3 protein-coding genes and 1 pseudogene are annotated in these 1,942 nt (G+C 74.7%); 2 read left to right on the top strand and 2 right to left on the bottom strand.

Annotation, left to right across the window (positions count from 1 at the left end):
- Together H5J30_RS36090 and H5J30_RS30110 are read left to right on the top strand one after the other, a co-directional pair.
- Positions 1 to 181, top strand: a pseudogene (locus tag H5J30_RS36090) (sensor histidine kinase); the annotation flags it as partial.
- Positions 165 to 839: a response regulator gene (locus H5J30_RS30110; protein WP_258563604.1), complete on the top strand. Its 675-nt coding sequence runs from the start codon at positions 165 to 167 to the stop codon at positions 837 to 839. The pseudogene H5J30_RS36090 and the gene H5J30_RS30110, both read left to right, overlap by 17 nt.
- Before the next feature lie 25 nt (positions 840 to 864).
- Here the strand turns inward: H5J30_RS30110 and H5J30_RS30105 are convergent, their stop codons facing one another.
- Both H5J30_RS30105 and H5J30_RS30100 read right to left on the bottom strand, forming a co-directional pair.
- Entirely contained in the window at positions 865 to 1,248 is a 384-nt protein-coding gene (locus tag H5J30_RS30105) for a hypothetical protein (RefSeq protein WP_181790551.1), read from the bottom strand.
- A 40-nt stretch (positions 1,249 to 1,288) separates the two neighbouring features.
- Positions 1,289 to 1,744 carry a PaaI family thioesterase gene (locus tag H5J30_RS30100; RefSeq protein WP_181790549.1) on the bottom strand — a complete coding sequence of 152 codons (456 nt, stop codon included), beginning with the start codon at positions 1,742 to 1,744 and terminating at the stop codon, positions 1,289 to 1,291.
- Positions 1,745 to 1,942 lie beyond the last annotated feature (198 nt).

Here is a 1,942-nt window from a genome sequence, read left to right as displayed (position 1 = left end):
CGTGGGGCTCACCGGGCTGCGCGAGCGCGTCGCGGCCCTCGGCGGCGAACTCACGGCGGGCCCGGCGCCGGACGGCGGCTTCGCCGTCGCGGCCGTGCTCCCGGCGGCCCCGGGGACCTCGGCGGCCTCGGCGGCCTCGGGGGCCTCGGCGGTGGGAGGGTCCGTTGCCGCGGAACGCTGAACCCGGGGCCGCCGCCGTGCGCGTCGTCATCGCGGACGACGAGCGCGTCGTACGCGACGGGCTCCGCCTGATGCTCGAAACCCGCCCCGGCTGCACCGTCGTCGGCACCGCGGGCGACGGCGACCACGCCCTGCGCCTGGCCGCCGACCTCGCGCCCGACGTGCTCATGCTCGACGTCCGGATGCCGGGCCACGACGGCCTGTGGGTCCTGGCCCGCCTCGCGGAACGCGGCCTCCTGGACCGTACGAAGGTGCTCATGCTCACGACCTTCGACATGGACGAGTACGTGGACGAGGCCCTCACCGGCGGCGCGGCCGGCTTCCTGCTCAAGAGCGCGTCGTACGAGGAGATCACCGCCGCCGTCCACGCCACGGCCGCCGGCGACGGCGCCCTGAGCCCCAGCGTCGCCCGCCGCCTCATCCGCAGCTACGCCGCCGGCCGCCGCGCCCGCGGCGCGGGCCTGGACCGCGTCGCGGACCTCACCCCGCGGGAGCACGACGTGCTGCTGCTGATCGGCGAGGGCCTGAGCAACGCGGAGATCGCGGCCCGCCTCGTCGTCTCGGAGCACACGGTGAAGAGCCACGTCAGCCGCCTGCTGGCGAAGACGGGCTGCCGCGACCGCGCGCAGGCCGCCCTCCTCGCCCGCCGCATCGCCTGACGGGGCCCTGCCTCGTCCGCGCCGCTCAGTCCGCCCGGCGGAAGCGGAACACGGCGTCGCCGGGGGCGCCGGTCGGGGTGGCCCGCATCGTGTCGCCGTCGACCTCGACGTCCAGGCTCACCGGGACGTCGACCGTGACGCACGAACTCGCGCCGGCGAACGCGATACGGAAGCCGTCGTCCCCGGTGGCCTCGACGGACGCGCCGCCGCACAGGCTCGCCGGAGACGTACCGAGTATGGCCTCGCCGCCGGCGACCCTGATCATCGCGCGGTCCCCGAAGTGCGCGAAGCCCGCCGGCTGGGCGCCCTCCGCCGTCCACTCGCCGGTGACCGGGCCGAGTTCGTCGGAGCCGGAGCAGCCCGCCGTCAAAGCGATCACGACGGCGCTGCCCGCCAGTATGCGACGCATCGGTAAACCCCCCACAAGGCCGCCGCCAGCCTACGCGGAGTCAGCGCTCCCGCGGCACCCGGATCAGCGTCTGCTGGCCGTTGGCGACGAGCTTGGGGGTGCCGTCGTCGCGGCGCCCGAACACCTCCAGCCCGCACACCGTCAGGGTCCGCCCGGGCTTCAGCACCGTCCCCACCGCCTCCAACTGGTCGCCGACGGCCGGCGCGAGAAGGTTGATCTTGTACTCGACGGTGAGGACGTCGGCGTCCTCGGGGAACAGCGTGTACGCGGCGTACCCGCCCGCGCTGTCCGCGATCGCACTCGTGGCGCCCGCGTGGAAGTAGCCGTTCTGCTGGGTGACTTCGGGCCTGCTCGGCAGCACGATGTGCACCGCGCCGGGCGCGATGCGGGAGATCCGCGCACCGAGGTGGCCCATCAGCCCCTGCCGGCCGAAGCTCTCCAGCACCCGCTTCCGCACCGCCGGGCTCGCTTCCCCGGACTGCGACTCGTCCTCCACGGCTCTCCTCCTCCGGCGGCGCGGCGCGGCTGCCGGCTCCTCGTCAACGGGCGTCGGTGGTGCGCAGCGTATCGACGCCGCCCCTTGTCAGATGCCATTCCCACGTGAGAATCCACAGAGACAGCCACCTCACGGACCGCAGGAGCGCCGTATGACCTCTTCGCACCGTCTGTCCCGCCGCCATCTCCTCGGCGCCTC

This window comes from Streptomyces phytophilus (assembly GCF_013870535.1).
GTDB lineage: Bacteria > Actinomycetota > Actinomycetes > Streptomycetales > Streptomycetaceae > Streptomyces > Streptomyces phytophilus.
This window is presented reverse-complemented; position numbering and strand designations above follow the sequence as displayed.

Coding starts and splice junctions, on each gene's coding strand:
- H5J30_RS30105 (WP_181790551.1), bottom strand. CDS start 1,248: ATGCGTCGCATACTGGCGGGCAGCGCCGTCGTGATCGCTTTGACGGCG.